The 24,868-nt window shown below is 66.7% G+C and carries 22 protein-coding genes; 12 read left to right on the top strand and 10 right to left on the bottom strand.

The features are described 5' to 3' along the window. Positions 1 to 55 precede the first annotated feature (55 nt). Entirely contained in the window at positions 56 to 1,228 is a 1,173-nt protein-coding gene (locus HLH27_RS10315) for an aminotransferase (protein WP_182949945.1), read from the bottom strand. Between the two features lie 221 nt (positions 1,229 to 1,449). Here HLH27_RS10315 and HLH27_RS10310 point away from each other — a divergent pair, with 221 nt between their 5' ends. Together HLH27_RS10310 and glnA are read left to right on the top strand one after the other, a co-directional pair. Beyond that, positions 1,450 to 1,788, top strand: coding sequence for a P-II family nitrogen regulator (locus tag HLH27_RS10310; protein WP_182949944.1), 339 nt, complete (start codon positions 1,450 to 1,452; stop codon positions 1,786 to 1,788). 142 nt (positions 1,789 to 1,930) lie between these two features. Then, positions 1,931 to 3,391 (top strand): type I glutamate--ammonia ligase, encoded by a 1,461-nt coding sequence (gene glnA, locus HLH27_RS10305; RefSeq protein WP_182949943.1) that lies wholly within the window; start codon positions 1,931 to 1,933, stop codon positions 3,389 to 3,391. Positions 3,392 to 3,542: 151 nt separating this feature from the next. On the opposite strand, the gene HLH27_RS10300 is transcribed toward glnA, so the two are convergent. Then, a complete protein-coding gene (locus HLH27_RS10300; RefSeq protein WP_408870827.1) occupies positions 3,543 to 5,393 on the bottom strand; it encodes a chloride channel protein in 1,851 nt (616 codons plus the stop codon). Between the two features lie 182 nt (positions 5,394 to 5,575). Here HLH27_RS10300 and HLH27_RS10295 point away from each other — a divergent pair, with 182 nt between their 5' ends. Further along, complete coding sequence (locus HLH27_RS10295) at positions 5,576 to 6,562, top strand: NAD(P)H-quinone oxidoreductase (protein ID WP_182950087.1); 987 nt, start codon at positions 5,576 to 5,578, stop codon at positions 6,560 to 6,562. 144 nt (positions 6,563 to 6,706) lie between these two features. Beyond that, on the top strand, positions 6,707 to 7,498 hold the full coding sequence (locus tag HLH27_RS10290) for an alpha/beta fold hydrolase (protein ID WP_182949942.1): 792 nt from the start codon (positions 6,707 to 6,709) through the stop codon (positions 7,496 to 7,498). 80 nt (positions 7,499 to 7,578) lie between these two features. Here the strand turns inward: HLH27_RS10290 and HLH27_RS10285 are convergent, their stop codons facing one another. After that, positions 7,579 to 8,241, bottom strand: a complete 663-nt coding sequence (locus HLH27_RS10285; RefSeq protein WP_182949941.1) for a DNA-3-methyladenine glycosylase family protein — start codon at positions 8,239 to 8,241, stop codon at positions 7,579 to 7,581. Positions 8,242 to 8,393: 152 nt separating this feature from the next. Here HLH27_RS10285 and HLH27_RS10280 point away from each other — a divergent pair, with 152 nt between their 5' ends. From HLH27_RS10280 to HLH27_RS10270, 3 genes are all read left to right on the top strand, one after another. After that, a complete protein-coding gene (locus HLH27_RS10280; protein ID WP_182949940.1) occupies positions 8,394 to 9,539 on the top strand; it encodes an energy transducer TonB in 1,146 nt (381 codons plus the stop codon). A gap of 66 nt (positions 9,540 to 9,605) precedes the next feature. Further along, entirely contained in the window at positions 9,606 to 11,063 is a 1,458-nt protein-coding gene (locus tag HLH27_RS10275) for an AMP nucleosidase (RefSeq protein ID WP_182949939.1), read from the top strand. 96 nt (positions 11,064 to 11,159) lie between these two features. Continuing rightward, complete coding sequence (locus tag HLH27_RS10270) at positions 11,160 to 11,504, top strand: acyl-CoA thioesterase (protein WP_182950086.1); 345 nt, start codon at positions 11,160 to 11,162, stop codon at positions 11,502 to 11,504. Between the two features lie 27 nt (positions 11,505 to 11,531). Here HLH27_RS10270 and HLH27_RS10265 read toward each other — a convergent pair whose 3' ends face one another. The 6 genes from HLH27_RS10265 to HLH27_RS10240 form a co-directional block, all read right to left on the bottom strand. Continuing rightward, the gene (locus HLH27_RS10265; protein WP_182949938.1) at positions 11,532 to 12,011 is read right to left on the bottom strand and encodes a flavin reductase family protein; all 480 of its coding nucleotides are present in this window, start codon (positions 12,009 to 12,011) and stop codon (positions 11,532 to 11,534) included. A gap of 68 nt (positions 12,012 to 12,079) precedes the next feature. Further along, on the bottom strand, positions 12,080 to 14,638 hold the full coding sequence (locus tag HLH27_RS10260) for a TonB-dependent receptor plug domain-containing protein (RefSeq protein ID WP_182949937.1): 2,559 nt from the start codon (positions 14,636 to 14,638) through the stop codon (positions 12,080 to 12,082). 335 nt (positions 14,639 to 14,973) lie between these two features. Continuing rightward, entirely contained in the window at positions 14,974 to 15,702 is a 729-nt protein-coding gene (locus HLH27_RS10255) for an amino acid ABC transporter ATP-binding protein (RefSeq protein WP_182949936.1), read from the bottom strand. After that, complete coding sequence (locus tag HLH27_RS10250) at positions 15,699 to 16,355, bottom strand: amino acid ABC transporter permease (RefSeq protein WP_182949935.1); 657 nt, start codon at positions 16,353 to 16,355, stop codon at positions 15,699 to 15,701. The genes HLH27_RS10255 and HLH27_RS10250 overlap by 4 nt, the downstream gene beginning before the upstream one ends. 2 nt (positions 16,356 to 16,357) lie before the next feature. After that, positions 16,358 to 17,023 carry an amino acid ABC transporter permease gene (locus tag HLH27_RS10245; RefSeq protein ID WP_182949934.1) on the bottom strand — a complete coding sequence of 222 codons (666 nt, stop codon included), beginning with the start codon at positions 17,021 to 17,023 and terminating at the stop codon, positions 16,358 to 16,360. 54 nt (positions 17,024 to 17,077) lie between these two features. After that, on the bottom strand, positions 17,078 to 17,905 hold the full coding sequence (locus HLH27_RS10240; protein WP_182949933.1) for a transporter substrate-binding domain-containing protein: 828 nt from the start codon (positions 17,903 to 17,905) through the stop codon (positions 17,078 to 17,080). A gap of 487 nt (positions 17,906 to 18,392) precedes the next feature. On the opposite strand from HLH27_RS10240, the gene HLH27_RS10235 reads away from it, so the two are divergent. From HLH27_RS10235 to HLH27_RS10220, 4 genes are all read left to right on the top strand, one after another. Continuing rightward, positions 18,393 to 19,487: an LLM class flavin-dependent oxidoreductase gene (locus HLH27_RS10235; RefSeq protein WP_182949932.1), complete on the top strand. Its 1,095-nt coding sequence runs from the start codon at positions 18,393 to 18,395 to the stop codon at positions 19,485 to 19,487. Positions 19,488 to 19,511: 24 nt separating this feature from the next. Further along, entirely contained in the window at positions 19,512 to 20,282 is a 771-nt protein-coding gene (locus HLH27_RS10230; protein WP_246375750.1) for an SDR family NAD(P)-dependent oxidoreductase, read from the top strand. Positions 20,283 to 20,412: 130 nt separating this feature from the next. Next, the gene (locus HLH27_RS10225; RefSeq protein ID WP_220790370.1) at positions 20,413 to 20,844 is read left to right on the top strand and encodes a Rid family hydrolase; all 432 of its coding nucleotides are present in this window, start codon (positions 20,413 to 20,415) and stop codon (positions 20,842 to 20,844) included. Between the two features lie 329 nt (positions 20,845 to 21,173). After that, the gene (locus HLH27_RS10220; protein ID WP_220790369.1) at positions 21,174 to 21,902 is read left to right on the top strand and encodes a GntR family transcriptional regulator; all 729 of its coding nucleotides are present in this window, start codon (positions 21,174 to 21,176) and stop codon (positions 21,900 to 21,902) included. 216 nt (positions 21,903 to 22,118) lie between these two features. On the opposite strand, the gene HLH27_RS10215 is transcribed toward HLH27_RS10220, so the two are convergent. Next, the gene (locus tag HLH27_RS10215; RefSeq protein ID WP_182949931.1) at positions 22,119 to 23,039 is read right to left on the bottom strand and encodes a LysR family transcriptional regulator; all 921 of its coding nucleotides are present in this window, start codon (positions 23,037 to 23,039) and stop codon (positions 22,119 to 22,121) included. A gap of 175 nt (positions 23,040 to 23,214) precedes the next feature. Between HLH27_RS10215 and HLH27_RS10210 the strand changes: the two genes are divergently transcribed. Continuing rightward, complete coding sequence (locus HLH27_RS10210; protein WP_182950082.1) at positions 23,215 to 24,864, top strand: MFS transporter; 1,650 nt, start codon at positions 23,215 to 23,217, stop codon at positions 24,862 to 24,864. The last annotated feature ends 4 nt before the right edge of the window (positions 24,865 to 24,868 follow it).

The following is a 24,868-nucleotide window of genomic DNA, read 5'->3' as shown; positions in this document are numbered from 1 at the left end:
ATCGTCCAGCGTGCATGTCGGCAGGAAAAAATCCTGCCGCCCGGGTGCGGGGGCGCTATGCGCCCCGCAGATCGGGCAGGCCGGCGCGCAGGCGGGCGATGGCTTCGACCAGCACCGGTTCCTGCTTGCAGAAGGCGAATCGGACCAGGTGGGTCGGGGCGTCGGGCGTGGTGTAGAAGGCCGAGACGGGGATGGCCGTCACGCGGCAATGCTCGGTCATCGCATGGCAGAAGGCCATGTCGTCGCCCGTAAAGCCGGTGGGACGGATGTCGGCCACCACGAAATAGCTGCCGTCGCAGGGCAGGACGTCGAACCCGACCGCGCGCAGCCCGTTGGACAGCAGGTCGCGCCTGGCCTGCATGTCGGAGGCCAGCGTGGCGAAATAATCCGTGTCCTTGTCCAGCCCCACGGCCACCGCGCGTTGCAGGTTGGGGGCGGTGGTGAAGGTGAGGAGCTGGTGGGCCTTGGCGACACAGGCCGCGATGGCGGCGGGCGCGGTGACGTAGCCGACCTTCCACCCGGTCAGCGAGAAGCTCTTGCCCGCGCTGCCGATCCGCACGCAGCGGTCGCGCATGCCCGGCAGGGTCATCAGCGGGATGTGGCGGGCGCCGAAGGTCAGATGCTCGTACACCTCGTCGCAGATCGCATAGGCGTCGTGGCGGGCGAGCAGGTCGGCGATGATCGCCAGTTCGTCGGGCGTGAAGACCTTGCCCGTCGGGTTCATCGGCGAATTGAGCATGATCGCCTTGGTGCGCGGCCCGAAGGCCGCCGCCAGCTCCGCGCGGGGCAGCGACCAGTCGGGGGGTGTCAGCCGCACCGGGCGGGGGATCGCGCCCAGGGCGCGGATCATCGGCACGTAGGTGTCGTAGAGCGGTTCCAGCACCACGACCTCGTCGCCCGGGTCGACCAGGGCCATCAGGGAGGCCGCCAGGGCCTCGGTGGCGCCGGAGGTGACGATGACCTCGCTGGCCGGGTCGACCGTGAGGTTATGGAAACGCGCGTTGGAACGGGCCACGGCCTCGCGCAGTTCGGGGACGCCCGTGAGCGGGGGATACTGGTTGCGGCCATCGCGCAGGGCGGCGGCGGCGGCCTCGACCAGGTCGGCCGGGCCCTCGGTATCGGGGAAGCCCTGGCCGAGATTGATCGCGCCATGCCGCACGGCCAGGGCGGACATCACGGTGAAGATGGTCGTCGGCAGGCCGGACAGCATGCTGTTCAACGGTTTCATGATCGCTCTTTCCTGGCAGCGGGGCGCGCTTGCCGCCGTCCATGCGCAGATGTGCGGAAAATCCCGGCAATTTGCAATCCGCTCCGATTGCCTGTGGGCGCGACCCGTGCCACGGTATCGCGGGCGGCCGGCCAGGCGATTTCCGCGCCGGACGGATCGGGGCGCCCAGGCACAGCGCGGTCCCGGCCCCCGGCACCGCCCCAGGATGTGGCGACGCGGGCATGAAGAAGATCGAGGCCATCATCAAGCCGTTCAAGCTGGACGAAGTGAAGGACGCGCTGCACGAAATCGGCCTGATGGGCATCACGGTGACGGAAGCCAAGGGCTTCGGTCGCCAGAAGGGCCATACCGAACTGTATCGCGGCGCCGAATATATCGTGGACTTCCTGCCCAAGGTGAAGCTGGAGATCGTCTGCGCCGACGACATGGTCGATCGCGCGGTCGAGACGATCGTGGCGGCGGCCCGCACCGGGCGCATCGGCGACGGCAAGATCTTCATCATGCCGGTCGAGGACGTGATTCGCATCCGCACCGGGGAACGCGGCGACGATGCCGTCTGACCCCCCGCACCCCATCCCGTCCCCGCGGCGCCGCGCCGCGGGCGATGGCGGGCCCTGTCATCCTATCGACAACGGGCCCCTAGTTTCGTAACCGTTCCACTGCCGTGTCATGCGGCACCTTCAGTTCAAGGCAGGTATATCGATGGCGAAGAAAGCCCAGAGTTCAGCTCCGACCACCCTTCCGTCCCCTTCCGCTGAGGCTGTCGCCAAGGTCTTCAGCCTGATCCAGGAACATTCCGTGGAGCTGGTGGACCTGCGCTTCACCGATCCGCGCGGCAAGTGGCACCATACCTGCCAGCATGTCTCGACCATCGAGCAGGACACGTTCCGCGACGGCTTCATGTTCGACGGCTCGTCGATCGGCGGCTGGAAGGCCATCAACGAGAGCGACATGGTCCTGCTGCCCGACCCGACGACGGCCGTGATGGACCCGTTCTCGGCCAAGCCGCAGCTGATCCTGATCTGCGACATCATCGAGCCCTCGACCGGCCAGTTCTATAACCGCGACCCGCGCTCCACCGCCAAGCTGGCCGAGGCGTACCTGAAGTCGACCGGCCTGGGCGATACCGCCTTCTTCGGTCCGGAAGCCGAATTCTTCATCTTCGACAACGTCAAGTTCGGCACCGGCCCGAATTTCGGCATCTATCAGCTCGACAGCATCGAAGGCCCCGGCGCGTCGCTGAAGGACTACCCGGAAGGCAATATGGGCCATCGCCCCGGCGTCAAGGGCGGCTATTTCCCCGTGCCGCCGGTGGACAGCGAGTCCGACCTGCGCGCCGAGATGCTGACCACGATGGGCGAGATGGGCCTGCCGATCGAAAAGCACCACCACGAGGTCGCGCAGTCGCAGCACGAGCTGGGCACGAAGTTCAGCACCCTGGTCGAATCCGCCGACTTCATGCAGATCTACAAATACTGCGTGCACAATGTCGCGCATTCCTACGGCAAGTCCGCGACCTTCATGCCCAAGCCGATCTATGGCGACAACGGGTCGGGCATGCATGTGCACCAGTCGATCTGGAAGGGCGGCAAGCCCGTCTTCGCCGGCAACGGCTATGCCGACCTGTCGGACCAGGCGCTGTACTATATCGGCGGCATCATCAAGCATGCCAAGGCGCTGAACGCCTTCACCAACCCCTCCACCAACTCCTACAAGCGCCTGATCCCGGGCTTCGAGGCGCCGGTGCTGCTGGCCTATTCGGCACGCAACCGCTCGGCCTCGTGCCGTATCCCCTACGCGACCAGCCCCAAGGCCAAGCGCGTCGAGGTGCGGTTCCCCGACCCGACCGCCAACCCCTACCTGGCCTTCGCCGCCATGCTGATGGCCGGCCTGGACGGTATCAAGAACAAGATCCACCCGGGCGACGCCATGGACAAGGATCTGTACGACCTGCCGCCCGACGAGCTGAAGCAGATCCCGACCGTCTGCGGGTCGCTGCGCGAGGCGCTGGAGGCCCTGGCCGCCGACCATGAGTTCCTGCTCGCCGGCGGCGTGTTCACCAAGGACCAGATCGAGAGCTATATCGACCTGAAGTGGCAGGAAGTGTTCACGTTCGAGCACACGCCGCACCCGGTCGAGTTCGAGATGTACTACTCCGTCTGATCCCGTTCGGGATTGGAGGAAAGGAGCGCCGGGTCCGAAAGGGTCCGGCGTTCTTTTTTTGAAAAAAAGAACCAAAAAAACTTCTGATCCGTTCAGGAGTTTTGTGCTTGCACGTTCCGCGGCTCCCCGAGCGAATCAAAGTCTTTTTGCTTCAAACCCTCGGCCGTCCTTCCCCCGCCAGCTCGCGCCGGGACCTATCCAGTTCCTCGCTATACCGGCGCAGCGCATGCTGCTCGGTCAGCATTCCGCGCACCTGCCGCCCTTCCGCGCTATCCACCACCACCAGCGCGTCGCTTTCGGCCTGTGCGAAGCGGGTGATGGCGTCGCGCAGGTTCATCTGCGGCACCAGCATCTGGTCGCGATACTGGGCGAAGCGGGACAGGGTTTCCTCCGGCAGGGCGGTATCCACGTACAGGTCCGGCACCAGCACCAGCCCGACATAGCGGCCGGACTGGTCGACCAGCACGAGCCGTTGGGCCGAGCCCAATGGAAAGGCCCGGCGGGCGGCCTGGACCGTCGTGTCCTGGCACAGGGCCTTGACGTCGTGGCGCATCATGCGCCCGACCGTCAGGGTGCGGATCCAGCCGACATCGACGGCCGAGCGGATCGATTCCCCGCGCAGGTGGAAGCGCCAGGTGGCGAAGGAGTAGCCGAAGGTGCGGCGCACCGTCAGGCTGGCGATGACCGAGGCGACCAGCACGGCGGCGGTCAGCGGCAGGCTGCCCGTCATTTCCAGCGCCAGGAACACCATGGTCATGGGCGCGCCCACCACCGCGACGGCCATGGCGCTCATGCCCACCAGGGCGCAGAGCTCGGCCGAAAGGGGGGTAGCCGAGATCAGGGCCAGGCCGCCGCCGAAGGCCGCCCCGGTGAGGACGCCCAGATAGAGCGAGGCGAAGAACAGGCCGCCGCGAAAGCCGGAGCCGATCGAGACCGAGGAGGCCAGCGCCTTCATCGCCAGCAGGGCCAGGACCCAGCCGGTGGGGTAGTCATGTTCGAGCGCGATGCGCATCGCCCAGTGGCCCGAGGACATGACGGTGGGCGAGGCCAGCGCCAGCAGGCCCACCACCAGCCCGCCGACGGCCGGGCGCATCCAGACCGGCAGGCCGGAACGGCGGAACAGGGTTTCGGCCAGCGTCACGCAATACATCAGCCCCACGCCCAGCAGGGCGGCCACGATCCCGAGCGTGGCGATGGGCAGGTAGTCGTCGACCCGCAATTCGGCAGGCAGGACCACGCTGACGCCGGGGGCCGCGCTGTGCAGCAGGCGCGTGACGCCGATGGCGCAGACCGAGGCGGCGGCGACCGGGGCCAGGTTGGCCAGCGAATAGGTGCCGATCACCAGTTCGAACGCATAGAACGCGCCGGCCAGCGGGGCGTCGAACGCCGCCCCGATGGCGCCGGCCGCGCCGCAGCCGACCAGCAGGCGCAGATCCTCGCGCCGGACGCGGAACATGCGGCCCAGGCGTGAGCCGGTGGCGGCGCCGATCTGGGTGAACCCGGCCTCGAGCCCCACCGAGGCGCCCACGGCGTTGGAGAGGACGGTCTGGAGGGCGACGATCGCGCTGTCGCGCATCGACATGCGGCCGCCATGCAGGGCGTTGGCCTCGATCGGGTCGACCGGGCGGCCGGGGAGCCAGCGGGCGATGAAGACGCCCAGCACGCCGAAGAGCAGCCCGCCCAGGGTCGGCACCAGGATCGCGCGCAGGGGGATGATGGCGGCCAGCCCGGAGATGCGGCCCTCGCCGGGGGCGGCGAACAGCACGCGGTGGGCCAGCAGGGTGGCGTGGTTCATGATGCTGACCAGCAGGCCCGCGCCGCAGCCGACGCAGGCGGCCAGCACCACCAGCCACAGCTCGTCCGCGCGGACCAGGGCGCGCAGCAGGCGGGGGACGTAGGGCACACGGTCTTCGCGCACGCTGCCCTCTGCCCCTTCCTGGGGCAGGAAGGCGCCGCGATGGCGGCGCAGATGGTTCAGCAGGCCGAGAGTGGAGGACGGCACGGCAGGTCACTTTCGCGCGGCGGCCGGCCGCCGGCCATGTGCGGCACCGGGGCGCCCGTAGCGACTATTTGAAGTGATGCGCCTGTCGGATCAACCGGAATTCCGCCTTACCATACCGCCCCGTCACCCTTGCGGTCCCCGATCGCGGAGAAATGCCCGTGTCCCCTGCCCTGCCCCCCACCATGCGCGCCGTGATCGTGCGCGAGCCCGGCGCGCCCGAGTCGATGAGCCTGGCCGACATCCCCCTGCCCGTGCCCGGGCCGGGCGAGGTGCTGGTGCGGGTGCAGGCAGCGGGGGTAAACCGGCCCGACCTGATGCAGCGCAAGGGCCTGTATCCGCCGCCGCCGGGGGCGAGCCCGCTGCTGGGGCTGGAGATTGCCGGCGCGGTGGTGGCGAAGGGGCCGGACGCGCCGGAGTGGCCGGCGGTCGGCACGCCGGTCTGCGCGCTGGCCAATGGCGGGGGCTATGCCGAATATTGCGCCGTGCCCGCCGCGCAGTGCCTGCCCTGGCCGAACGGGTTCGACGCCATCCGGGCCGCCGCCCTGCCCGAGACCTTCTTTACCGTCTGGTCGAACCTGGTGATGACCGCGCATGTCGCGGCCGGCGAGCGGGTGCTGATCCATGGCGGCGCCGGGGGAATCGGCACCGCCGCGATCCAGACCGTGCGGGCGCTGGGGGCGGTGCCCTACGTGACCGTGGGGTCGGCCGAGAAGGCGGCGCTGTGCCTGAAACTGGGGGCCGAGGCCGCGATCGACTACCGGGAGGAGGATTTCGTCGCGCGGGTCGACGAGCTGACCGGGCGGCGGGGGGTGGATGTGGTGCTGGACGTGATCGGCGGCCCGTATCTGGACCGCAACCTGCGCTGCCTGGCGCCGGGCGGGCGGCTGGTGATCATCGCGCTGCAAGGGGGGGCCAAGGCGCAGGAGGTGGGGGTTGGGCGCATCCTGACCCGGCACCTGACGGTGGCCGGGACCACGCTGCGCCCACGCGACGGCGCGTACAAGGCCCGGGTGGCCGAGGGGCTGCGCGCGGCGCTGTGGCCGCTTCTGTCGGACGGGACCATCGCGCCGCTGATCCACGCGACCTTTCCGCTTGCCGAGGTTGTGGAAGCCCATAAGCTGATGGAATCGGGCAGCCATTCCGGCAAGATCGTGCTCGACCTGCGTTAGTGTTATAACATCGTCGGACCCGGTCCGGGCGCGTCCGGACGGAGAGGCTGTTTCGACAGTCCCGCCGGCGGTGGCCTGACGGCGGGACTGTCGAAACAGCCTCTGACTGAATCGTGCACAGAAGAAGGTAAGGACAATGCCATCGTGCTGCTGAACGTCATTGCGCGCGGCCCGGAGATTCCGCCGGACGCATCCGCCGCCCGTCCGCCCATCGTGCTGCTGCACGGCCTGTTCGGGCGGGCGCGGAACCTGGGCTTTTTCCAGCGCCGGCTGGCGCGCACCCGGCGGACGCTGGCGATCGACCTGCGCAACCATGGCGACAGCCCGCACGGCCCCATGGACTACAACACCATGGCGGGCGACCTGCTGGACACGCTGGCCCATCATGGGGCGCTGCCGGCGACGCTGGTGGGCCATTCCATGGGCGGCAAGGTGGCGATGACGCTGGCCCTGACCCGGCCGGGGATGGTGCACAGCCTGGTGGTGGCCGATATTCCGCCCGCCCGCACCGGGCACGGGCAGTTCTCGCTGGGCGAGCAGATGCTGCGGGTGCGGTTTCCGCATTATCTGAACCGGGCCGAAGCCGATGCGCTGTTGCTGCCGGAGATCCCCAATGCCGACGTGCGGGCGCTGATGCTGCAGAATATCCGGCTGGGCGAGAATCCGGGCTGGGTGATCGGGCTGAAGGATATCGTGGCGTCGATGACCAATATCGAGAGCTGGCCGTATATCCCCGAGGGCTATACCTATCCCGGCCCGACCCTGTTCCTGGCCGGGGGGAATTCGCCCTATATCCGGCGGGAGCATTATGCGGTGATGCGCCGGCTGTTCCCGAACTATCATCTGGAGCTGATCGAGCATGCCGGCCACTGGCTGCATGTGGAGAACCCCACCCGCTTCGCGGCGCTGCTGGAAGCGTTCACGGACCGCTACTAAGCGCCTGACCGGAAATGTGGGCTGGTGGCGATCCGACGCGCATTTCCGGTCAGGCTCTGCGATCCGGGCCGTGTTTGCAGTTAGCGGACGTATTGGCCGGCGGTTGCCTTCGCCTCTTCGGCCGCGCGCCAGAGATACCAGGCGGCGGCGGAGCGGTGGGGGGACCAGTCGCGGGCGATGGCCGCCAGGGCGGCGGGGCGGGGCTGGGTGTCCAGCCGCTTGATCGCCCGCCAGCCCTCGCGCACGCCGAAATCGTCGACCGGCATCACGTCGGGGCGGCCGAGCGAGAAGATCAGCAGCATTTCCACCGTCCAGCGGCCCACGCCGCGCAGGGCGGTCAGCCGGGCGATCAGGTCCTCGTCGGTCATCGACGCGGCGTCCTGCCTTGAGGGGACGAGTCCGTCGAGGCGGGCCTGGGCGACGCCCTGGATCGCGCGGATCTTGGTGCCCGACAGGCCGCAGCCGCGCAGGTCGGCCTCGGACAGGGCCAGCAGGGCCTCGGGGGTGGGGAAACTGCCGCCTGCCAGGGCCACCAGCCGGCCCAGGATGGCCAGTGCCGCCCGGCCGTGCAACTGCTGGTGGGCGATGGCGTTGACCAGGGCCTCGTAGGGGCTGCGGTCGGCCTCGACGCGCAGGCCGCAGGGCCCGATGCGCGCCACCAGGGCGGCCAGGTCGGGGTCGGCGGCGGAAAGACGGGCGCGGATGGCGCGGTCGCGGGCGGGGGAGAGTGCGGCGGATGTCATGTCGGTCCAGAAGGGCGTAGCAACGCCGGGCCGGTGGTGACAACATGATACGATATCATGACGGCAAGGTATCATGACAACGGAGCCGCCAGCGAGTAGGGTCCCGAAAGACCACGCGCCGCAGGCGACCACGCGGAGACTCCCGGCACTTCATGACGGTGACACTCAGTCCTTCCTCCCGCCATCGCCAGGCCGAGGAGCCCGTCCTGATCCCGCGCGCGGACGTTCGGGAGCGTTCGGCGCGCCTGCCTGAGCCGCCCGAGCGGCCCCACGGGCGCGAGGGGCTGCGCCCCGAGCCCGTCGGCCGCCCGACCGGCTACCACCCGCTGAAACAGCCCGGCGCGCCGATGATCCGGCCGGATACGGTCGCGGAGCCGGGCGTGACCACCGTGCTGGCGGTGTCCGCCGCGCTGCATCTGGTGCTGCTGGCGATCATCCTCCAGGCGGCGCGGCATCATGCCGGGGGGTCGTCCGCCCCCGAATCGCCGACCGTGGAGATGATGTTCACCCCGCCGGCCTCGAGCGGGATGCAGGGGCGCAATTCGCCCGACCAGGCGGGGGGCAGCGGGTCGCGGGCCAAGCCGACGCCGACCACGCCACAGCCGGACCAGCCGCAGCCCAGCGATTCCTCGCCCTCGCCCAGCGTGCCGTCGCCGCAGACGCCGGCGGCGCCGCCGCTGCCGCGCTCGCCGTCGGACCAGACGCTGCCCGACCAGCCCTCGACCGAGATGCCCAACCCGGCGATGCAGAGCCCCGGGCAGGCCGACCACCCGACGGCGCACCCCACGCCGCGCCACACGCAGCCCAGCCGGCAGCGCACGCCCAGCCGCGCGCCCTCGCCCTTCGATCATCCGATGGACCTGTCCTTTGCCCCGTCGCCGGGGCCGGTGCGCCAGCGGCGCGGCCGCGCGGGGGGATCGGGCGGGCCGATCGACCTGTCGGTGGGGCCGGTGGTGCGCAACGGGCAGTTGAACGCCCCCTATGCGAGCCAGACCCAGGTGCGCGGCGTCAGCGAGGATTACGGCGAGGAAATCGACCGCTGGATCCGCACCCACATGTATTATCCCGAGGAAGCCGCGCGGGCCGGCGACGACGGGGCATCGACCGTGCATGTGGTGCTGGACCGCAGCGGGCGGGTGCGCGGGGTGCGCCTGACCGGGCAATCGGGCTCGTACTATCTCGACGCCGCGACCACGGGCATGTTCCATGGGGCCGAGCTGCCGCCCGTGCCGCCGGACATGGCGGGCGACCATTTCGATATCGACGTGACGATCAACTACATCCTGATCCGGCGCTGACCCGTTCGGTGCCGAACCTGGGCCGGGGGGCGCGGGCCGGGGCTCTTGCAGCGGGAGGAATGGCGCATGAGTGACGATTTCGCCGCGATCCGCGACCGTGTGGGGACGGATTTCGAGGCGTTCGACGATGCCGATGCGGCGGTGGGGCGGATTACCGCGCTGTACGAGGCGGCCGTGCATGAATTGCGCACCGCCTTCGGGCGGCGGCAGGCCGCGGGGCCGGTGGCGCCGACCTATCCCTACCTGGCCTTTGCCGTCAGCCGCACGCCGCTGGCCGAGGATGCGCGGCCGCCCTTCGACGTGGTGCTGGAACCGGGATTCTACGGCACCACCCTGACCCGCCCGGAGCTGTTCCGCGATTACTGGCGCGAGCAGATCGGCATCCTGCTGCATCATTACCGCCAGCCGGTGCTGGTGGGCCGGTCGCGCCGGCCGATCCCGCTGCCCTATGTGATGGAAGAGGCCGTGACCGCCATCACCGAGGACGATCTGCGCCTGCTGCAACGCCATTACGCCCTGCCCGACCTGCACGCCACCGACGACAGCATCGCCAATTGCGCGCTGATCCCGCACCCGGACGAGCCCCGGCCGCTGTCGCTGTTTACCGCCGAGCGCACCGATTATTCGCTGGCGCGGCTGCACCATTACACCGGCACCGCGCCGCGCCATGTGCAGCGCTTTATCCTGCTGACCAACTACCAGCGCTATGTGGACGCGTTTCGCGATTATGGCCGCGCGCAGGTGGACATGGGAGGCGAGTACGACCGGTTCGTCGAGCCCGGGGACCAGGTGCACCGGCGCGGCGATCCGGCCCGGCCGCCGCTGGCCGGGTCGCTGCCGCAGATGCCGGCCTATCATCTGTGCCGGCCGGACGGGGACGGGATCACGCTGGTCAATATCGGGGTGGGGCCTGCGAACGCGAAGACCATTACCGACCATCTGGCGGTGCTGCGGCCGCATTGCTGGCTGATGGTGGGCCATTGCGCCGGCCTGCGGCGGACCCAGCGGCTGGGCGATTACGTGCTGGCGCACGGCTATGTCCGCGACGACCATGTGCTGGACGACGATCTGCCGCCCTGGGTGCCGGTGCCGCCGATCGCCGAGGTGCAGGTGGCGTTGCAGGATGTGACGGCGCGGGTGACGGGGCTGCACGACTCCGAACTGAAGACGCGGCTGCGCACCGGCACGGTGATGACGACCGACAACCGGAACTGGGAATTGCGGCTTCAGGCGCTGTTCACGCAGATCAACATGTCGCGATCCATCGCGGTCGACATGGAGTCCGCGACCATTGCCGCCAACGGGTTCCGCTTCCGCGTGCCCTATGGCACGCTGCTGTGCGTATCCGACAAACCGCTGCATGGCGAACTGAAGTTGCGCGGCATGGCCAATGCCTTTTATCGCGAACGGGTCAGCCAGCACCTGACGGTGGGGATCGAGACGATGCGCCAGTTGCGCGCGCAGGGGGTGGACCGCCTGCATTCGCGCAAGCTACGCGGTTTCGACGAGCCTCCGTTCCGCTGAACGCATGGCTGCGAGCAAGGAGACCATCGCGTGACCGATCGACCAGCCCCCGTCCCTGCCCCGCCTTCCGGCCCGCCGACCATCCGGGTGGTGGCGATGCCCGCCGATGCCAATGCGGCGGGCGATATCTTCGGCGGCTGGCTGATGTCGCAGATGGATCTGGCCGCCGGGACCGCCGCCGCGCTGCGCGCCCGGGGCCGCTGCGTCACCGTTGCCATCGACAAGGTGATCCTGCATCAGCCGGTGCTGATCGGCGACGAGGTGAGCCTGTATACCGACATCGTGCGCACCGGCCGGACCTCGATGTCGATCCATGTCCAGACCTGGCGCCGGGCCCGCCATTCGCACGAGACGGTCAAGGTGACGGAGGGGGTGTTCACCTTCGTCGCCATCGACGACGACCGGCGGCCGCGCCCGCTGCCCCCGGAAATACCACGCTGAACGCCTGAAGCCAGTGGTGCCTGCGTGCTATCCCAGCCCGTAGGCACCGTTGCAGTAGACCAGCGGGTTGACCGCGTGGCCGTGCCGGGAGCGTGCGACCCGGCCGATCAGGACCTGGTGCGTGAAACCGTCCAGCACGTCGTGCAGCGTGCAGAAGATATTGGCCTCGGCATCGACCAGATAGGGCGTGCCCTGGGCGTCGATTGCCCAGGTGCCGGTCGCGAAGCGGTCGGCGCCGGGGGTGGCGCCGCTGAATGCGTGCGAAACATCCCGATGACTTGCCGACAGGATATTCACGCAGAAGGGCGATTCGGCAAGGATCGGCTGGAGGACAGAGGATTTCTTGTTGAGGCTGACAAGGATGGAAGGCGGGTCGAAACTGACCGAGATCATCGAGGTGATCGTCATTCCGAACCGGTTTCCCTGATGCCCGCAGGTAATGATCGAGACCCCCGCCGCCAGTCTTCTCATACTGTGGCGGAAATCGTCGAATCCATCGTGGCTCATCTTGTTCCTGACTCCCTGGGGAGCCGGGCGGGAGGACCCGCCGGCAGGGTGATTGTGCAAACCGCCGCTCAGAACGTCGCGTTTACGCGGCCGTAGTAATAGGCGCCGGTGAAGCTGACGCCGGCGGCGTTGGTGTCGTAGTAATACTGGGACCCGAGATAGGTGAATTGTGCCGGCACCCGGCGCGGGCGCACGTTGAACACGTTGTTTGCGCCGACCGCGAAATGCCAGTGCCGGTTGAGGCGATAGCCGACCTCGAGATCCGTCACCCACAGCGGCGTATTCTTGAATTCGCCGAAACAGGTGTTGGAATATTGAAGCGCGTTGCCGTCGAGCGGGCAGATGAGGTTGGCGGGCGTCTGGTCCTGGTAGGTGAGCATCGACGTGGTCTGGCCATAGCGTGTCTGGCGCACGTTCACGTCCCACTGCCCGACCGTCCAGTAGGCGTTGAGGATGATCTTGCTGCGCGGGGCGCCGGAGGTGAGCGCGTTCGCGGTCTGCTGGTTGAGGTCCGGCAGGCCCTGGGCGGTGGTGTTGATATGGCTGATGCGTGTGCGGTTGAGGTTAAGCCCCATGCTGAGGGCCAGGTTGCCGTATCGATGCAGCCGCACCGTATAATCGGCCATGATGTCGAGGCCCTGGGTGCGGGTCGAGCCGACATTGGCAAAGTAATTGACGCTGACGGCGTCGGTCGTCAGGCCCGAGGGGAGGGTCGCGCCCGTCAGGCCGATGGCATCGATCGCGGCCTGGCCGTTGACCGAGCCGCCGCCCGCGATCCGGTCGCGGATATTGATCTGGTACGCATCGACCGAGACGTGGAACCCGTCGACCGGCTCCATCACGAAGCCGCCTTCCACACTGGTCGAGCGTTCGGGGGACAGGTTCTGCGCCCCGACGGAGCGGCCCGCCGCACTGGTCGTCGCCAGCAGGCCGATCGCGTTGGTCGGGCCGACATTGAGGGTGCTGAAATGCTCCTCGGGCAGGGTCGGCGCGCGGAAGCCGTTGCTGATGGTGGCGCGGACGGCGAAGCGCTTCGACACGTCGTAGCGGGTCGAGACCTTGCCGTTCTCGGTATCGCCCGCATCGGTGTAATGTTCGAACCGGCCGGCGAAATCGAGGTCCCATTTCGGAAGGATGTGGAAGTCGCCGTCCATGTAGCCGGCCCACACGTCGCGGCTCCAGTTGCCGGCGTTCTCGGGCATCATGCCCGCGCGGGCCTGGGTGCCGCCCAGTTCGTACGAGGCCGGCACGCCCTGCTTGATCTGGTAGGTTTCCAGCCTGTGCTCGGCGCCGAAGGCGAATGTCACCGGCACCCTGTTTGCGATCTTCCATGCCCGGCGCAGGTCGAGATTGTTGGTCCACTGGGCCAGGCGATAGGAGCCGAGGAAGACGTTGGTGGGCGTGTAGCCGGTGGCGTCGTACAGGTCGACGTTGCCGGTATTCTTGTTGCCCATATCGTCTTCGTCGGCGCCGTAGGTCGTGCTGAGGTCCCAGTGGAAGCCGAGGAAATGGTCGCCCTTGAGGCCGAGCGTGGCGGCGTAGTCGTTTTCCTCGATCAGTTCCAGCGGCGAGAAGCCGGCCGGGTAGATTTCGGGCAGGCGGGCGGGGGTGCGATAGTTTTCGTACCCTTCGGAATGGCGATGCGCGTAGGTGATGAGGCCGTAGCCCGCCACGCCCTCGGTCAGGGTCTTGCCGAATGCGATGCTCAGGTTCTCGCGCGTTTCTTCCGGCGAACTCATGATCTGGTTCGAATTCTTCGGGAAATCGACGCCCGGCGTGTATTCCGAGCTGCCGCGCACCGCGCGGATATCGGTGGTCTTGACCACCATATGGTCGCTATGCGTCTCCTGCCCCGAAATGTGGACGTAGCCGTCATCGCCGAAGCTGAAGCCGCCATCGATGCCGACCTGATACTGCCAGCCATCGCCGTTATAGGCGTTGGCGCCGGTCTGGCCGGTAATATTGAGGCCGTGTCCGGTCTTTTTGGTAATGATGTTGACCACGCCCGCGATCGCGTCGGACCCGTACATGGCGGCCGCGCCGTCGCGCAGGATTTCGATATGGTCGATCGCGTTGGCTGGGATCATGTTCAGGTCGACCGGCGTGGACCCTTCCTGCGGGCCCATGTCGGTTGCGATATTGGCCGTGGTATGGCGCCGTTTTCCGTCGACCAGCACCAGGACCTCGTTGGGGTTGAGGCCGCGCATGCGGATCGAGGAGGTCAGCGCGCCGGTATCGGTGCCCAGCGCCTGCTCGGTGATCGACGGATCGCTGCGCACCAGCGCATCGGCGATGTTCACCTGGCCCGAGCGCATCAGCGTGGCGGCGCTGACCACCGAGATCGGCGCCGTGGAATCGCGCGCATGCCGGTTGAAGGCGTGCGTGCCGGTGACGATGACGGCTTCGGCCGCCACGGCGGGCGCGGGGCTCGGCTTCTGCGCGACGGAGGGGGGCTGGGCCGTCTTCTTTGCTGTGCCGTACGGTGTCTTCTGGGATTTGACGCCGCTTGCGGCATCCGATGAAGAGGCGGACCCGTCCGCGGCCCGGATGGTCTGCGCGCCGGCAATGGGAGATCCGAACGGCAGGACCAGGATGACGGCAGCCACATACTTCTTTTGTGATAGCATGATATTACCCCAAATTGCCATGAGTTCATCAGATGTCTGAAAGGGCCGTGCGGGACGGCCCGGCTACCTCGCGCAGGCTTCTGGTTAGCGTCGTGAGCCCGAGGGCATCACGAACCGTCAGTCGAAAGACAGGAGACCGGACGATGGTCCGGAAAAGGTCTGGTATCGACAGGCTTTTCCGGAGTCCGTTCCTTATGGTTCCGTTATCAGAATGACTTTTCCGCTTATATCCTCGTCTTTTTCGAGTCGCAATACGATTCGGTGCCGGATTGTCGATAATCGACATTTATTCTGGGCACGGCGCGGCCGTGCGGCGGGCGTGGCGGCGCGTGCGGTCAGGACGACGAGCGGCGCGAGAGGAATTTCCGGACGATGTCGGTCTGCGGATCGAGCATGACCTGCTGCACGCTGCCGATTTCGCAGATCGTGCCCTTGCTGAGGAACGCGACGCGATCGGCCGATTCGCGCACGAAATCCATGTCGTGCGTGACCACGACCATGGTCATGCCCTCGCGCTTGAGGGTGCGCATTGTGTCCAGCACCTCGGCCACCAGTTCCGGGTCCAGCGCCGAGGTGACTTCGTCGAACAGCATGTAGCGCGGTTCCATGGCCAGGGCGCGTGCGATCGCCAGGCGCTGCTGCTGGCCGCCCGACAGGTTCCTGGGGTAGGACGCGGCCTTGTCGCCCAGTCCGACATGCGCCAGGTGCCTGTGCGCGTCTTCCAGCGCCTGGCGCCTGGGGACCCTGGCCACGACCCTGGGCGCCAGGGCCACGTTTTCGAGCGCGGTCAGGTGGGGAAAGGCCTCGTATTGCTGGAACACCATGCCGATCTTGCGCCGGAGGTGATTGATGCTGACCGACTTTGAACGGATATCGACGCCGTCGACATGGATTTCGCCGCCCTGAATCGGCTCCAGCCCGTTGATACATTGCAGGAGCGTCGATTTGCCCGACCCGCTTCCGCCGATCAGGCAGAGCAGTTCCCCCTGATGGACGTCCAGGCTGATACCGTCGAGAATCGTCGTCTCGCCGAACGATTTGCGGACATTTCTGATTTCGATCATTCGGCCATCCTTCGCTCTATTCTGCGTGTGCAGAACGTGATGACGTGACAGATGAAGAAATAGGTGGCGCCGATGCCGCCCAGCACCAGGAAGGTGCGGTGGGTCCGGGCGTTGAGGATCTGGCCGGCCTTGGTCAGCTCGATATAGCCGAAGATACCGACCAGGGCGCTGTCCTTGACGAGGCAGAGCGCCGCGCCGACCCAGGCCGGGAAGCCGCCGCGCAGGGTGAGCGGCAGCGACACCACGCGCAGTTCCTGCCACGACGACATCCCGAGCGACCGCGCGGCCCGCCGCAGGCTGGGGGTGACCGCCTCGTAGGCGCCACGGACGATTTCCGCCGTCACCATCGCCATCCATGCGCCCAGCGCCAGCGTGCCGAGCTGGAAGGCGGACAGGGGCCAGCCCGAAATGGAGAGGCAGGTATCGAAGATGATGAGCTGGATGATCATCGGCACGCTGCGCACCACGTCGACCAGGGGTGCGGTCAGGACCCGCATCACCGGGCTGAGTGCCCGCGCCAGCCCCAGCGGAATGCCCAGCAGCGTGCCGAGCAGGACCGCCGTGAAGGAGAGCTGGAGCGTGCGCACCGACGCCATCAGCACGTATGTCGCGTCGCTCCAGTGAAGCTGCTGCCACGCTGCGGTGTAGTGCATGGCTATCTCCGCCCGTACAGGCGCGTATAGAGACGTTCCGCGCCCAGAATCAGCAATTTGGCCATCAGGTAATACAGCACCGCCGCCATCGTGAAGGTCTCCAGCGTGCGGTAATTGACCGACTGGGCCTGCTGGGCCGCGCCCGCCAGTTCCCGCAGGCCGATCAGCAGGCCCAGCGATGTGTTGAGCATGGCCCACACCATCTGGGTCATGACCGAATAGAAGACGATGCGCAGCAGCTGAGGCCACACGATCCACGCATAGGCCTGGGTGGCCGACATGCCGAGCGCGCGGCCGGAGATGTATTGATAGCGCGGCACCGATGCCAGGCCGCCGCGAAAGACCTCGATCAGATAGCCGATATTGTTGAAGGAGATCGCCAGCAGGGTGGCCATGTAGCTGGAGACGTTGAGGCCGTATGCGCCCAGGCCGAAATAGACCGCATAGACCTGGAGCAGGACGGGCGTGTTGCGCGCGATATCGACCCAGCCGCCGGCCACGGCGGACCAGATGCCGCTGCCCTGCCAGCGCATGACCGCCAGCGGGACGGACACCGCCACGCCGATGACCATGGACAGGATGGTGAGCTGGAGCGTGACCAGCGACCCCTGCAACAGGGCGGGCAGGTCCCGCAGCGCCATGGCCCAGTGGAAATGGTAATCCGACATCAGGGACGACAATCCATTACGCTATTTCCAACCTGGATCGGGACGGGACATGCGTCAGGGCGCGACGGTATCGGTCGACAGGTCGGGGAGCGGACCGTTGCCGAAATAGGTGCGGTACAGTTGCGCGAACCGGCCGCTGGCATTCTGGCTCCAGATGAACTGGTTGACCCAGTTCAGGAACTGCACGTCGTCGCGCCGGACGCCGATGGATACCAGGTCGTTGAGCGGGACGGAGCCGGAATTGACGAAATCGGGGAACATGCCGCTGTCCTGGAGGGTCTTGAAGACGCCGACTGCTTGCAGGATCGCGTCGACCTTGCCTTCCTCCAGCGCCATGAAGGCCTCGTTGTCGCCGCCATAGGCGGTGTAGGTGGCGCCCCTGCCCGCCCAGGACCCGGCCATTTCCTTTTTCAGCAGGGCCTCGTTGGTCGTGCCGGCGACGCCGCCCAGCCGCTTGTCGGCCAGGTCCGCGAAACTGCTGATGCCGCTGCCGCGCCGGGTGATGATGATGGTCGCGTAGCTCATATACGGGCGGCTGAAGGCGATCGTCAGGCCGCGCTGGGGCGTGCCCGTGGTCGATGCGATCAGCACGTCGATGCGCCGGGCCACCAATGCTGGAATGCGATTGCTGGCCGGGGTTTCGATGATGTCGGCCCGCACGCCCATGACCTGCGCCATGTCGCGGCAATAGGCGACATCGAAACCATCGGGCTCGTTGCGTGCGTTGCGGTAACCGGAGGGGGGCGAGTCGAGGACGACGCCGCAGCGCAGCACCCCCCTGTCGACCACCGTGTCGAGCGCGGAATCCGCCGCCCGGGCGCCCGGCATGTTGACCGCCCCCATCCAGACACCGACACCGGCCGCCAGAATTCTTTTCAGCATGAACCACCTGCATGTGCGGACTGCGGATTCCGCCGCCGATACATCGCGAAACGGAGCGATCCCGGACCATCATACCGGCCCGCACAACCTGTTTACAACGCAAGGACAGATGCATCGCCGACCATGACGATTGCCGTGATGCCGCATATTGATTGCAGATTGTCTACGATCGGTCAACAGCGGAACGATCCTGATTCGCAACGTATTGTTCCAGCGCCCTTCTGCAAAAATATCTCGCCCCGACATGATGAAACCGCTTGGAGCGTGCCTTTTCGCCGCTTGACATATTGTAGACAATCGTCAATTTTACGCTCACCGCGACGGATCGGATACGCGCAGGCCCGGCCCGCGGGGCATGGGAGAGCCCTTCGTCCGGACAGATTGGCGGATGTGACGTGCCGGGAGCGATCCCGATGAGGCCGGCTGTCGTGCCCGTGCCGCCGACGTGAATTCGGGGATCGTATCTTTATCAATTGGGAGCAAGATCGTGGAACTGGGTCTCTTTAGTCTGATGACATTGCGGGATCATCCCAACGGCGCGGCCGGCGTGATGTCCGATACCCGCAAGATGGTCGAAGCGGCGGAGGAACTGGGCTTCGACATCGCCTGGTTCGCCGAGCATCATTTCGCGAACTATTCCAGCTCCCCCTCGCCGCTGATGATGGTGTCCTATGCGTCCGGGTGGACCAGCCGGATCAAGCTCGGGCCCGGGGTCATCGTGCTGCCGCTGTACAACCCGCTGCGGGTTGCCCAGGAAATCGCGGTTGCCGACGTGCAGTCGGAAGGGCGGCTGGTCGTGGGGCTGGGCACCGGATACCAGCAATACGAATTCGACCGCTACGGGACGCGACTGGAAGACAAGGTCGATGTCTTTCTGGAATATTGGGATGTGATCGAGACGGCGCTGACGAAAGGCGTGGTCGAATACAAGGGCCGGCATTTTTCGGTGCCGAAGACGACATTTGCGATTTCGCCGCAGCAGAAGCCCCTGCCGGAACTGTTTGTCACCTCGTCGCATCCCAGGCTTCTGGAGCGGTTCAAGCGCTGGGGCGGCACGCCGTTTATCGCGGCCAGCACGCTGGGCTCGCCCGTGCTGTACAAGATGGCCGACGGGCTGGATGCGGGCTGGCAGGCCATCGACGAGGACCCGGCGACGAAGCCGCTTGCGATCATGCAATATGTCCATATCGTCGATACGCATGCCGAGGCGCTGGCGGCGGCCGAGCGTGCGCGTTACGTCGGCCGGATGGCGCATTTTCTCCGCCAGGCGGAACTGCCGCTGGACGAGTCGGGCTTTATCCGCAACGAGGCCTTTCCGGGGGAGAATACGCTGGAAGGCTTTGCGAACAACATGGTCGTCGGGGACCCGCATGTGGTCGCCGAAAAGATGGTGGCCGACATCAAGCGCCTGAACCCGACCAATTATACCTGCAATTTCCAGTTCGGCTGCATGCCGCTGGACAGCGCGATGAAGTCGCTTCAGCGTTTCCGCAGCGAGGTGCTGCCGCTTGTGGAGCGGGAAGTCGGCCCCATCGGCGCGATCGGCGCCGCGCGGCGCGGGGCCGTTGCGGCGGGTAACTGACCGGGCACACAGACCAGGAGGATCATGAGCATGTCGATGGTTTTTTCCCTTGCCGGTCGGACGGCCCTTGTCACCGGGGGCGCTTCGGGCATTGGCCTGGCGACGGCCAGGATGCTGGGCGAATTCGGCGCGAAGGTCGCGATCAATTACCTGCCGGGCGATCCGCGCGGGGCGGAGGCGCTGGCCGCCCTGAAGGCGGACGGGTATGACGCGGTCGGCGCCCCGGCCGATCTGGGCGATGCCGAACAGGCCGCCGAAATGGTGCGCAAGGCGGTCGGCGAGCTGGGGCGGCTGGACCTGCTCGTCAACAATGCCGGCACGCCCGGGTTGAAGCTGCCGGTGCCGATCGGCGATCTGGACGGGATTACCGAAGAGCTTTGGGCGACCCTGCTGAATGTGAACCTGATGAGCGTGTTCCGCTGTTCCAAGGCCGCCGCCGGCGCGCTGAAGGAAAGCGGCGGGGCCATCGTCAATACCGCCTCGATCGCCGGGTTCGGCGCGGTTGCGAGTTCCATCGCCTATAGCGCGTCGAAGGCCGCCGTCATCAACCTGACCAAGAACCTGGCCCGGGCGCTGGCGCCCGATGTCCGGGTGAATGCGGTGGCGCCGGGCTGCGTCGAAAGCTCGTGGAGCATCGAATGGTCGCCGGAAAAGGCCGCCAGCACGATCGAGGCCACCCCGCTGCGGCGGATCTGCTCGACCCGCGATGTAGCCGAGCTGATCGTGTATCTGGGGTTCGGCGGGCGGATGATTACCGGCCAGACGGTCGCGATCGATGGCGGTATTTTCATGTGATGGGCCGTTTGCCGGAAGCCTGGTGCGTGGGGGATGCAGACAAGGGCTTTGCCCTTGACCCACCAAAGGGCGGTCGCCCTTTGGAAACCCATTCGTGTTGGGTGCCGGCGTCGCTTGGTCGGGTGAGGAGATGAGTGTGATCAAGGAAATCATCAAGGTAAAATCGGGTAGTATCCTTGAAGACAAGGAAAGCTATTCGCGCGTTACGGTGCTGGGCGAGTGGATTTTCATGTCGCTGACGGCGGGGCGCGACTACAAGACACGCCGGATGCCGGAGACGGCGCGGGCGCAGGCCGAGCAGGCGTTCCGCAATGTCGAGGGCGCGCTGGCGGCGGTGGGGTCGTCGCTGGCCGACGTGATCCGCTCGCGCGTCTTCATTCCGCGCCAGGAGGACGTGAAGGAGGTCATGGAACTGATCGGGGAGAAATATCGCGGCATCGACCCCACGAGCTGCGTCACCTGCGCGCCGCTCGGCGGGCCGGAATACCTCTTCGAGATCGAGATTACCGCCTATCGCGGCGCGGGATCGCTGGAAACGAAGCATATCCGGATTTCGCTGTAAGAGGCTGTTTGAAAAGTCGGCCTGCTGAGCGAGAGTGCCGCGCAGCGGCATGGCCGGCGTGTATTTTTGAGCATCGGAACGGAGCGGCCTTGATGGCCGTGAGTACCGAAGCGGAGAAAATGCGCGTCGGATCGCCAGCAGGGTGACTTTGCAAACAGCCTCTAAGGGGGCCGTGCCGGCCGGGGTGCCCGTCGGGTTCGATCGGGTGTTCCGGCCGCATTTTTGCGCGTCTTTTGCCATATCGGGCCTGGTCCCTGCCCCGCCGGTGCGTCGACAGGGGTGCGCGGATGTAATATGTCTCTTCGAAAGCCAGCCTAGAGGAGAGAGATGTGGCCGTTCTGGGGAAAGCCAAGACGCCGCTTGTACCCATCAGGACGCTGGAAAGCTCGGAATTCGCTTCTGAACAGATCAGGAACGCGATCATCTCCGGCGAATTCCAGCCGGGCGACCGCCTCGTGGAACAGCAGCTGACCGAAATGCTGGACGTGTCGCGCCATCCGATCCGCGAGGCGCTGCGGGTGCTGGCGCGGGAAGGCTTTGTCGAGCTTCGGCGCAACCGGGGCGCCATCGTCAGTGCCGTCGATGCGGCGGATGTTCTGGAAGTCTACAAGATCCGCATGGCACTGGGCAAAATCGCCCTGACCTATCTGATCGAGGAACTGGGGGGGATGGATGCGCGCAACCTGCGTGTCCTGGAGAAGCTGAGCCAGAACGCGACCCGTTTCGCGCAGATGGAGAAGCAGGAAGAGACCATCCAGAACGACCTGAAGTTCCAGCAGGCGATCATCGATGCGACCGGGTTGCAGAGGACGATCCGTTGCTTTTCCGAACTGACGGGCGATGTGCGCCGGTTCAACTGCCTGCTGGGCGCGGTCTATACCGACCGGTCCACCGATGCGGAGCGGTATGTCGTCGCGCTGTACCACGCGATCCGCGACCGGGACCTGGCCGCCGCGCAGCGCATCTGGCAGGCGAAATTCGACAAGGCGGTCGAGCGGTACCTGGCATTGATCAAGGATGTCGGTTCCGACGGGATCGCGACGGACGCGAAGCGCTGACGGGCGACCCGTTGCGTGGCCGGCGCGTGCGCGCGGGCTGAGGGCGACGGGGGTCGGCCGGGCATGAGGGTGTTTCAAAGTCGGCCTGCCGAGTGAGAGTGCCGCGTAGCGGCACGGCCGGCGTGTATTTTCGAGCATCGGAGCGGAGCGGCCTTGATGGCCGCCCGCCGCGAAGCGCAGAAAATGCGTGTCGGATCGCCGGCAGGGTGACTTTGGTCAATTCAGTTCGCTCTGGATCTGGCGGGCGACGCGGAAGGTGGTTTCGCGCAGCCAGCGGTGGACCGGGTCGTTGTCGCGCCTGGGGTGCCAGGCCTGGAAGGCTTCGACGCGAGGCAGCGGGAACGGGTAGTCGAACAGCGCCAGGCCGCGTTCGGCCAGCGGTACCCGGTAGAGGGCCATGTCGGGCAGGGTCACGATCAGGTCCGTGTCGCGCATGCTGTCGATCATCGCCTTGTAGTGGGGCACGACCAGGACGACGCGGCGGGACAGGCCATGCTGGTCGCGCAGGATGCGGTCGATCGGGCCGTGGGCACGGCCGCGGCGCGAGATGCTGATATGGTCGTAGCGGGTCAGGGTTTCCGGCGTGATGCCCTGGGCGAAGATCGGGTGGTCCTTGCGGACCAGCGCCTTCATGATGTTGTAGAAAATGGTCTGGCGGCGGATTTCCGGCTTCAGCATGTCGGTCGCGCCGATATAGAGGTCGATCGCGTCCTCGCGCAGGGCCTGGTTGGCGGCGTCGTCGACTTCGGGCGCGAAGACCAGTTCGCAGTTCGGGCAGTCGTGCCGCAGCGCCCGCATCAGCGGCAGCGCCAGCGGGGCGATGACGACGTCGTTGGCGCGGATGGTGAATTTGGGCGCCATGTTGCGCAGGTCGGCCAGTGCCCGGGTTTCGATCAGCCCGTCGGCGGCGCGCACGACCTCCTGCACCCGGTCGCGGATGCCCAGCGCGAAGGCCGAGGCGATGAGGTGCCGGCCCGAGGGCACCAGGATCGGGTCGCCGAACACGGTGCGCAATTTGGCCAGGTGGCGGCTCATCGCCGGTTCGCTGACATGCATGCGCCGTGCCGCGCCGGACACGCTCTGTTCTTCCACCAGGACCTGAAGGAAGCGCAGCAGGTCGAGATCGTATCCACGCATCCGCGCACCCTATCTTTTCGCATCGGGAAAAGGCCAGCGGAAACGCTTCCGGAAAGTGGAAGCCTGGCCTGATCGGAATGGAGGTTTCGCGCGTTTCGATTTCGCTGAACATCCCGCCATGATTTCCGCCCCCCCTGCACCGCGCGGCGACGCGGCGGCCCCGGACGGGCCGGCCATGCCGGCACCCGCGCCCTTGCCCGCGCATGCGCCCGCGGCGGGAGCGCCGGTGATCCATGGCGCGCCGCCCGTGCCATCGTACATCCCGCCCTTCGGGCTGCGCACCGTCATCGGCTGCCTGGGCATGCTGCTGGCGGTGCATGTGGCGGGCTTCAACGAGCATGTGACGGAAATCGGCCTGTCCGACATTCGCGGCGCCATGCATATCGGGCACGACGAGGGGACCTGGTTCACCACGATCTACGAGGCGTTCAACATCGCCGCCATGGCGTTCACGCCGTGGTTCTACATGACGTTTTCGATCTACCGGTTTTCGATCTTCATCACCGCGGTCATGGCGCTGCTGGCCGTTCCCGCACCCTTCATGCCCGACATCGCCTCGCTGTGCGTGCTGCGGGCCTTTCAGGGGACGGCGGCGGGGTGCCTGCCGCCGGTGCTGATGACCGTGATGCTGAAATACCTGCCGGCGGAGATCCGTGTCTTCGGCATCGGCGGCTATGCCATGAGTGCCACTTTCGGCCCCAATCTGGGCCTGCCGCTGGAGGCTTTCTGGTTCGAGCATGTCGGGTGGCACTGGCTGTACTGGGAGATCATTCCCCTGGCCGCGCTTTCGATCGCGATGCTGGCCTATGGGCTGCCGCGCGACCCGATGCATCTGGAGCGGTTCGCGAAGTTCAACTGGTTCGGGCTGCTGGTCGGGCTGCCTGCCATCTGTTCGCTGGTGATCGTGCTGTACCAGGGCGACCGGCTGGACTGGTTCCGCTCGCCCGTCATCACGCATCTGGCGCTGTGGGGCGGGGCCGCGTTCGTCGTCTTCCTGATCAACGAATCGTTCCATCCCAGCCCGTATTTCAAGATTCATTACTGGCTGTCGCGCAATATCCAGGCCTCGCTGCTGTCGCTGGTGGGCATCCTGGCGATCTGCGGGCTGATGGCCGAGCTGCCGGCGACCTATCTGGAAGCGGTGCGGGGCTATCGGCCGATCCAGACCGCGCCGATCTCGCTGGTCGTGGCGCTGCCGCAATTGATCATGCTTCCGCTGATCGCCGCCATCTGCAACAGCCGTCGGGTCGATTGCCGGTATGTGCTGGCCGGCGGCATGCTGTTGCTGGCGCTGGCGGCGTGGTGCGGCACCTGGCTGACGCCCGACTGGGTGCGGGACAATTTCTACGTCATCCAGATCCTGCAGGTGTTCGGCCAGCCGATGACGGTGATCCCGACCCTGATGCTGGCGACGCTGGCGCTGGGGCCGGCGGACGGGCCGTTCATTTCCGGCATGGTCAACATGCTCAAGGGGCTGGCCAATGCCGTGGCCTTCGCGCTGTTCGCCGCGCTGACGCGGCGGCGGGAGCAATATCACTCCACCATGCTGCTGGACCATCACGGCACGCACGGGCTGGCGTTGCAGGGGCTGGGCGAGCCGATCGGCCAGCAGCTTGCCGGTACCTCGCCCGATGCCGGGCATGTGGCGCGCAATGCGCTGGAGGTCTTTCACACCTTTGTCCACGAGCAGGCGCTCGTGCTGGGGCTGGCGGATATCTATTTCATCCTGATCTGGGTCTGCCTGTTCTACGCCGTGCTCAACCTTGTGCTGCCCCGCCGCGTCTATCCGCCCCGCGCGCCTTCGGCGACGGCTCCCGCCCACTGAACTT

The sequence above is a fragment of the Gluconacetobacter takamatsuzukensis genome, from assembly GCF_014174275.1.
Taxonomy (GTDB): Bacteria; Pseudomonadota; Alphaproteobacteria; order Acetobacterales; family Acetobacteraceae; genus Gluconacetobacter; species Gluconacetobacter takamatsuzukensis.
The sequence above is the reverse complement of the archived record's forward strand: the minus strand, read 5'-3'. Positions and strand labels throughout refer to the sequence as shown.